The following is a 7,508-nucleotide window of genomic DNA, read 5'->3' as shown; positions in this document are numbered from 1 at the left end:
GGCGATGTCCAGAGGTATGCCCGCCGACCCGGATGACGCGTCCAGCCCCAGCGGACCAGCCGCCGTGGCGGCCGCCGGGGGCCCCCCCCCCCCCCCCCCCCCACGGCTGCCAGCATTGCCACCAGCTCCGACCGGACGGCCTGGACCACCTCGCCCAGTGCCCGGGGAAGCACGGCCGCGTCGATCAGAGCGGCGGCCCGCTCGGCGGCCTCGGGCCGCCGGTCCTTTGGCGCGAAACGGTCGAGAGACCCGAACGGACGCAGGATCGCGAGCAGCACGGCGGCGTCCGGCGAGGGCGCGAGGGGGGTGCCGGGGGCGAGCGCGAGGCGCACCTCGTCCCTGGCGGCCTGCGCGGTGGCGGGGGCTCTCACGGGGTGGCGGACGATCCGGAACACCCCGGCGACGTGGCCCTTCTCGGTCCCGACAACGCCTTCCTCGACCAGGCGGTTCGCCACCGCCTCCCGCACCGGGGCCAGCTCCCCGGCGAGCAGGCGCACAGCGGTGTCCAACGAGGGGGCCGGGTCCGCTGCGGCGATCGGGTCGAACGCCGCCCGGGCCAGCGGGTTCTCCGCCGGGAACGTGGGGCCGGGGGACAGGGTGCGGTTTTCCTCGTCGAGGCGGAGATACCCGGCCATCGTCAGGTCCGCGAGCAGGGCGGCGGCGTAGGCCACGTCGGACCCGGCGCCGAGTAAATCCATTCCGGCGTCGTTCAGCGAGAGGAGAAAGAACTTCTCGGCAACAGTGACGTCCATGGCCGGACATCATCACACGTACCTGGACCGCCCGTTCCGCGATGATCGGGAAATCCGTGTCGTCATCTGACCTGCATCTGGTATTTCCCTGCTGTTTTCTGGTTGGTTTCTGGCGGCTGTCTGGGCGAGGCCGGTGGCCCCCCGCCCAGGAGCCGGCTGAACCGCGCGCCGGCATTGGCCAGCCGCAGCCGCAGCCGAAGGTCCCAGTCCTCCAGGCCCGCCGCCAGGTGCCGCCAACCACCGATTGCTCGAACAGCGGCGCCCCGTCTACCAGCGCCCAACCCACCGGCCGGGCCCCGGCCCGGCCAGGTGTTCCGCGGCGCACTGGTGGATCAAGGTGTGGTGCCCGCGTCGTCGCGGGCCCGGCCGAGCAGGCCGTCGCGTCCGCCGTAGCGGGCCTCGATCAGCGGGGAGTAGTCCGGGCCGCGGCGCAGGGACAGGCCGCCGTCCACGTTCACGATCTGGCCGGTGATCCGGCTGGCCCGGGGCGAGAGCAGGAAGCTGACGAGCTGGGCCACGTCGTCCGGGTCGGAGGCGCCGCCCAGCGGGGTGTTCTGGTCGTAGCTTTCGTACACCGGCGTACCCGGCGTGATGAAGCTGAGGATCTCCGTCGAGGTCAGCCCGGGGCGGACGGCGTTGAACCGGATGCCGGCGGCGCCGTACTCGTCGGCCGCGTTGCGGATCAGCTCCTCCAGCGCGGCCTTCGCCACCGGGTACGCGCCGAACAGCGGATGGGTGATATGGCCGGCGATCGAGGAGACGGCCACGAACGAACCCGAGCCGGCGCGGGAGAACAGCGGCACCGAGCTCTTCACCAGCAGCATGGCGCCAATGACGTTCAGCTTCAGTACGCGCTCGAACTCCGCCGCGTCCTGGGCGTGCAGCGGCGCGAGCCTGCCGCCGCCGCCCGCGTTCGCCACCACGCCGTCCAGGCGGCCCTGCCACTCGGCCGCGGCGGCGACGACCCGCGCCACGTCGGACTCACTGGTCACGTCGGCGATGTGGTGCCGAACGGCCTCCCGGCCGAGGTCGGCGTTGATGGACTCGGCGGCGGAGCGCAGGGTCTTCTCCGTCCGGCCGCAGATGGTCACCCACGCGCCCTCGCTCGCGAGCCGCCTCGCGACGGCCGCGCCGATGCCCGTGCCACCCCCGGTGACCAGCATCGACAGCTCCGCAACCTCGTCAGTCATCCCTGTGGTCTCTTCCCTCGATCAGCATGGACGGGCCCGGTTCGTCGACCGGCGTCAGGGACGAACGTAGGCCATCGGCGCCGCCGGAGTCGACCAGCCCGGGTCACGACCGTCCAGCCGGGTGACCACGTCGCGATGTCGCTCGTCCCGTCCTGTGGCGTCTGCTCCTGGTGTCGCTCCGGCCGCGTCTTCCTCTGCAACGAGGGCGCGAAGCTCGCGGCCATGTACTACGGCATCAAACGGGCCGTTGCCCTGGTCAACACCGATCCCGACCTCGCGGCTCTGGTGATCACCGGGGTCGGCGACGTGTTCGCGCCCGGTGGGGACCTCGGCGCCCGCAACGAGCCGGGCGACGTCGGGCCCGACATCCTCGGGCCCGACATCGTGCCGTTCCTGGCCGTCCAGGACAGCCCGGCGCCGGTGATCTCCGCCGTCAACGGCATCTGCCAGGGCGGCGGCCTGCTCATCGCGGCGATGTCGGACATCGCGGTGGTCAGCGACGCGGCCATCGACTACCAGACGATGTTCTGGTCGCTGGAACACTCCGCGGAGACCCCCGCCCGGTGCGTTCGCCCGGCTGCACGACACCGTCGACGCCCAGCCGGTCGACGGCGCGCGGTCAGCACCTGGGTAGCGCGGTCAGACCCGAGCCCCGGGGCAGGGCCGCGCCGGTGGGACCGGTCGTCACGACCGGGAGGTGCCCGGCCGGTGGAGAGGCGCCGGTGAGCACGCCGGCCAGCCCCGTCATGGACGCCTGGTCGGTGGAGTAGGTGGCGAGCCAGGCGGCGGGCGCCGGCGGCGGGTGGTAGGGCGCCCCGGTGGACACGACCACCGAGCCGGGGGTGGCCCGGGCCGCGGCGGCGTCACCCGCCAGGACGATCGTGACCGCTCGGCTCCCGGCAGCACCCGGCGGCCCGCTGGCCGCGGCGGACGAGCCGGCCGGGGTGACGGCGACGTGCCGTTCGACCAGCGCGGTTCGCAGCCTGGCCGCTGCCGTCGAGGTGCCGGCAACCGTGACCGTCGTGCCGGCTCGCAGCGGGAGCACCCCGCAGGACTGCGCGAGCAGGGTGACGGAACGGGCGGCGAGCCGGGCGGCCACCGCGGCGCCGTCGGTGGCCGGGGTTGGCTGGACGTGCGCGAGGCGCCACTTCAGCAGCAGCAGCCGCCGGACCGACTCGTCGATCCGGCTCGCCGGAATGCGGCCGGAGCGGACCGCCGCGACCAGCCCGTCGCGGGCCTCCACCAGCTGCGGCGGCATGAGCAGGAGGTCGTCGCCGGCCAGCACGGCACGGACCGCCGCCTCGCCGGGTGAGTAACGCTTCGTGATCGCCGCCATGTTGAGCGCGTCGGTCACGACCACCCCGCCGAAGCCGAGGTCACGACGCAGCAGGCCGGTCACCGCCGCGGCGGACAGGGAGGTCGGCAGGCGGCTGTCGACAGCGGTGGCCAGCAGATGCCCCACCATGACCATCGGTATGCCGGCCGCGATCGCGGCCCGGAACGGCGCCAGGTCCACCGCGCCCAGCCGCGCGCGGGAGGCCGTGACCAGCGGCAGATCCTGGTGGCTGTCCACGGAGGTCGAGCCGTGGCCGGGGAAGTGTTTCGCGGCGGCCGCGACGCCCGCCGCGGTGAAGCCTTCGACCGCTGCCGCGGTGAGCTGGGAGACCGCGGCCGGGTCGTCACCGTATGAGCGTTCCCCGATCACCGGGTTCGCCGGGTTGGTGTTGACGTCGGCGTCGGGCGCGAAGTCAACGTTCACGCCGAGCGAGCGCAGGTCCGCTCCGGTCACCCGGGCGGCGTCGCGGGCGTCCTCGACGCGGCCGTCGGCGCCCTGGGCCATCGCGCCGGGCAGGAGCGTCACCCCGTCGCGGATCCGCAGCACCGTGCCCTGCTCCTGGTCGGCGCCGATGAGCAGGGGGACCGGCGCCGCCGTGTAGAGGCCGGTGGTGAGGTCACGGACCTGCTGGGGAGCGACGATGTTGTCGGGCAGCGCGCCCGGCCCGGGGCCGCCCGCGTCGAACAGCACCACGCCGCCGAGCCCGAGGTCACGCACGGCGTCGGCGGCCGTGTCGGTGCCCGCCACCAGCCGGTTGCCGGCAACCGCGGCCGGGGACCGGTCACCGGCCGAGGTCCCGAACAGGTAGCCCATGAGCATCTGGCCGATGCGCTGGTTGAGGTTCATGCCGGCCAACGCCGACTCCACCCAGCGGGACGCCTCCCCTCCACCGGGCGTCGCACCGCTCGGCGCGGCACCGGCCGAGGGGGCACCGGACGCCGGGGTGGGCGGCGTCGAGGCCACGCCGATGGCCGACCCGAGCGCCGCGCGACTGGGCTCGGCCGCCGCCGCGGGCGGCTGCTGGGCCGCCGACCGAGTACCCGACTGCTGACAACCTGCAACGAGCAGCACGCCAACGAGCAGAATCACGGCGGAACGCAGATACCGCGCCTGCCTCACCGGGGAACGCGCGCTGCCGGTGCCGTCCGGCCTGATTGCCCTGATGGTTGCTCGACCGCCTTTCCTGGCCGGCTTCGGCCGGCATCCGCTGCGGGACGGAATCCGCCCCGCAGCGGGGTTTGCCGAAATAATACCGGCCCGATCTGCGCCGGCCTGGGTGCCTTCGACGGCCGGGTCGGCGTTTTCGGGGGTGGCGGTCCCGGTGTCGATCCGAGGCCTGGCGTCGCCGCCGCACCGGCGCAGGAACGCCGAGCCATCCGTGGCTCGGTCGGTAGGAGACGCGCCGACGGGTGAATGAACAACCGGGGCGGGAATTCGGCCAAAGTGGCTACGTGGCACGGCGACAGCACTCCCACGTCAGTTTGCTGACATTCACGCAGGGCGGAGGATTGGGTGTGCATAGAGTTTCTCTGTGATGGGCATTTGTGAGCGCGGATGTCGGCGGTCTCGATGTTCGGCCGCCGTGGCGCGGTCGGCGAGGCGAGGCGGCACATCCGCACGCTTTTGGGCCATCCGTCGTCAGTGTTGTCGCGCTTCTAACATTCGGCGCTGTCCGGGTGCCGGGCCAGGTTGCATCGGCCCTGCTCCGCCCGGTCGGGACCGGGCGGCCGACCCCGTCGGCGGCCGGGCGCCGGCCGGTCCGGATTCTGGCCGTCCGGCCGTGTGAGGCGCTGTGTCCGCAGAGCGAACCACGTCCGCACCACCCGTATGAGTACCGATGGGCTACCGCCAGCGGCCGTCCGTCCGTCGACATGTCACTCTGTGAGGTAGCCGGTTCTCCACGGGCTGGCCATCGCCCCGCGGGGCATCTGTCCCGCGGACGGAACGACGCACGCCCTCGGGCGTGCCGAGAAGCTGGTGGGATCGAGGAGGCGTGGCGACCTATCTGCTCGGCCTCGCGGCCGCGGTGTGTTTCGGCGTTGCCGCCGTCATCCAGCAACGGGTGGCGTTCACGGCGCCGCCGGGTGACGTCCTGCGGCTACGCCTGCTGCTGTGGCTGGTGCGACGGCCGCTGTGGGACCTCGGCGTCGCCATCGGCGGTCTGGGCAGCCTGCTGGCCGCGGCGGCGCTCACGCACGGCGCGGTCGCCCTGGTCGAGCCGCTGCAGATCTGCCAGCTCCTGTTCGCGCTGCCGTTGGCCGCGCTGCTCGCCCGGCGGGTCGTGCCGCGGCGGGACTGGCTCGCCGCCGCGGCGACCGCTGCGGGGCTCGCTGTGTTCGTGGCCGCCGGGGCCCCCGACTCGGGCCAGGCGGGCCATGCCACGACCGCCGGCTGGGTGACGACCGGCGTCCTGATCGCGTTGATGGTCTTCGCCGCCACCTGGGGCACCAGACGCCTCACCGCCGTCCGCCGCGCGCCGCTGCTGGCCGGCGCGGCGGGGGTGCTGTCGGCGTTGCAGGCCGCTCTGGTCAGCGGGGCGGGCCACCTGCTCGCGACCGGCGGGGTCGGCGGACTGGCACGATCCTGGTTCCCCTTCGCGATCGTCGCCGCGGCGGTGATCAGCGCGGTTCTCGCGCAGAGCGCCTACGAGATGGCGCCGCTGCCCGCCTCACTGCCCGCGTCGGTGAGCACGGAGCCGCTCGTCGGGGTCGCGATCGGCGTCGGTCTGCTGGGCGGTGGGCTGCGGCTCACCCCGCTGGCCATCGCCGCCGAGGTGATTGGCCTGGCCGTGATGACCGTCGGCGTGCGGACCCTGGCACGCTCGCCCCTGATCACCGGGCAGCTCTCCCGGCTCGCCGCCCGGCAGGCGCAGGGACGCCTGTCGCGGTTGGAGGAGCAGGTACACCACGACCTGGAGCGACTGCGCCACGACCTGCGGCACAGCCGGCGGACCGGTCCGAACAGCCCCGCCACGCGGCGACTGCGCCGACGCCTCAACCGTGACCTCGACCGGATCGGAGCGGAGCTCGCCAGCCTCGCCGACGAACGGGACCGGTTCGAGGAACAACTGCAACCGGCCCGGCCGCCGGCGCTGACCCGTCCCGGCGGCCGACGGCGAGGACCGTCGCCGCGTGCCGGCCGCCCCGGGGACGCCGCCGCGGGTGCGGTCCGTCGCCGCTCGCGAAGCGGCGCGTCCCCCGCGGACGCGATGGTCGGTGCGAGCCCCGCGGGCGCGGACAGCGGCGGCGGACGTGCCGGGACCGCCGGTGCCGCCACCCGGGCGCGGCGTGGCCGCACCCCGGCGGTCAGAGCCCGAATCTCCGCGTCGGTGGCCGCCGGCGAGCTCTCCGACGGCGCCGGTGGGGTCGCGATGGCGAGTGGGCGGCCAGCCAGCCGGCGGGCGAGGACCCTGCTCGGCGATGACCTGGTGCCTGTGGATGGCCTGCATGCCGCGCGCGGCGAACTCGACGCGCGGGCCGAGGACCTGCGCCGGCAGGCAGAACGCCTTCGTCGCGCAACCCGCCGGGTTCTCGCCGCGCCGGACGGCGCAGCCTGAGCCGTCGGCCACTGCCCGTCGCCCCGGTCGGTGAACCTGCCGCTCCGGCCGGTGAGCTGGGTGGCCCGGCCGCGTTACCCCGTGGCCTGGTAGCGCAGATACACCACTCCGCTGGAGAACCGGCGCTCGTCGCGCAACTCCAGCGTGACGCGGGCATCGTCAGGCAGCGACCGGACGCCGCCGCCGACCACGATCGGCGTGAGGAACAGGTGGTACTCGTCGACCAGGCCGGCTCGGATGGCGTGGCTGGCGAGGGTGGGGCCGCCGATGGACACGTTGCGCTGTGCCGAGGCGACCAGCGACCGGACCGCGGCCGGGTCGAACTCCCGTTCCAGGCGCGTCCGCGGCGCCGTCACGGAGGCAAGCGTCGACGAGTAGACGACCTTGTCGGCCGCCTGCCAGAGCCGGGCGAAGTCGTGCGTCACGGCGTCCGGGTCCGGCTGACCGTCGCTGGTCGGCGGCCCGGTCGGCATCGTCTCCCACACCGACATCACCTCGTACATGCGCCGGCCGAGCAGATAGGTGCCGGTGGGCCGTTCCAGCTCGTTGATGAAGGTGTGGACCTCCTCGTCCGGGGCCGACCAGGAGAAGTCGCCGCTCGCATCGACCACGTACCCGTCGAGTGACGCGATCGTCGTGTAGGCCAGCCTGGCCATGTCCCGCTCCTCCGCTCG

General features: G+C 74.0%; 6 protein-coding genes and 1 pseudogene. 3 read left to right on the top strand and 4 right to left on the bottom strand.

Annotated features, from left to right (window positions below; translation table 11 throughout):
- Nucleotides 1–752: GOLPH3/VPS74 family protein (locus MXD60_RS24320; protein ID WP_248821670.1), on the bottom strand; the 752-nt coding region annotated here is incomplete at its 3' end.
- Nucleotides 753–1,084: 332 nt separating this feature from the next.
- Nucleotides 1,085–1,942, bottom strand: a complete 858-nt coding sequence (locus MXD60_RS24315) for an SDR family oxidoreductase (protein ID WP_248821669.1) — start codon at nt 1,940–1,942, stop codon at nt 1,085–1,087.
- Between the two features lie 135 nt (nt 1,943–2,077).
- Here MXD60_RS24315 and MXD60_RS24310 point away from each other — a divergent pair.
- Nucleotides 2,078–2,449 (top strand): annotated as a pseudogene (locus tag MXD60_RS24310) (enoyl-CoA hydratase/isomerase family protein); the annotation flags it as partial.
- A 112-nt stretch (nt 2,450–2,561) separates the two neighbouring features.
- Here the strand turns inward: MXD60_RS24310 and MXD60_RS24305 are convergent.
- A complete protein-coding gene (locus MXD60_RS24305; RefSeq protein WP_248821672.1) occupies nt 2,562–4,124 on the bottom strand; it encodes a glycoside hydrolase family 3 protein in 1,563 nt (520 codons plus the stop codon).
- Here MXD60_RS24305 and MXD60_RS24300 point away from each other — a divergent pair.
- Both MXD60_RS24300 and MXD60_RS24295 read left to right on the top strand, forming a co-directional pair.
- Complete coding sequence (locus MXD60_RS24300) at nt 4,123–4,329, top strand: hypothetical protein (protein ID WP_248821668.1); 207 nt, start codon at nt 4,123–4,125, stop codon at nt 4,327–4,329. The genes MXD60_RS24305 and MXD60_RS24300 overlap by 2 nt on opposite strands.
- A gap of 942 nt (nt 4,330–5,271) precedes the next feature.
- Complete coding sequence (locus MXD60_RS24295) at nt 5,272–6,834, top strand: DMT family transporter (RefSeq protein WP_248821667.1); 1,563 nt, start codon at nt 5,272–5,274, stop codon at nt 6,832–6,834.
- A 74-nt stretch (nt 6,835–6,908) separates the two neighbouring features.
- Here MXD60_RS24295 and MXD60_RS24290 read toward each other — a convergent pair whose 3' ends face one another.
- The gene (locus MXD60_RS24290) at nt 6,909–7,490 is read right to left on the bottom strand and encodes a dihydrofolate reductase family protein (RefSeq protein ID WP_248821666.1); all 582 of its coding nucleotides are present in this window, start codon (nt 7,488–7,490) and stop codon (nt 6,909–6,911) included.
- Nucleotides 7,491–7,508 lie beyond the last annotated feature (18 nt).

The organism is Frankia sp. AgB32, assembly GCF_023243045.1.
In the GTDB taxonomy this organism is placed as follows: domain Bacteria; phylum Actinomycetota; class Actinomycetes; order Frankiales; family Frankiaceae; genus Frankia.
This window is presented reverse-complemented; position numbering and strand designations above follow the sequence as displayed.

Excerpts from the sequence above, each read along its gene's own strand:
- MXD60_RS24315 (WP_248821669.1), bottom strand. The coding sequence starts at position 1,942 with ATGACTGACGAGGTTGCGGAGCTGTCGATGCTGGTCACCGGGGGTGGC.
- MXD60_RS24300 (WP_248821668.1), top strand. The coding sequence starts at position 4,123 with ATGCCGGCCAACGCCGACTCCACCCAGCGGGACGCCTCCCCTCCACCG.
- MXD60_RS24305 (WP_248821672.1), bottom strand. The coding sequence starts at position 4,124 with ATGAACCTCAACCAGCGCATCGGCCAGATGCTCATGGGCTACCTGTTC.
- MXD60_RS24290 (WP_248821666.1), bottom strand. The coding sequence starts at position 7,490 with ATGGCCAGGCTGGCCTACACGACGATCGCGTCACTCGACGGGTACGTG.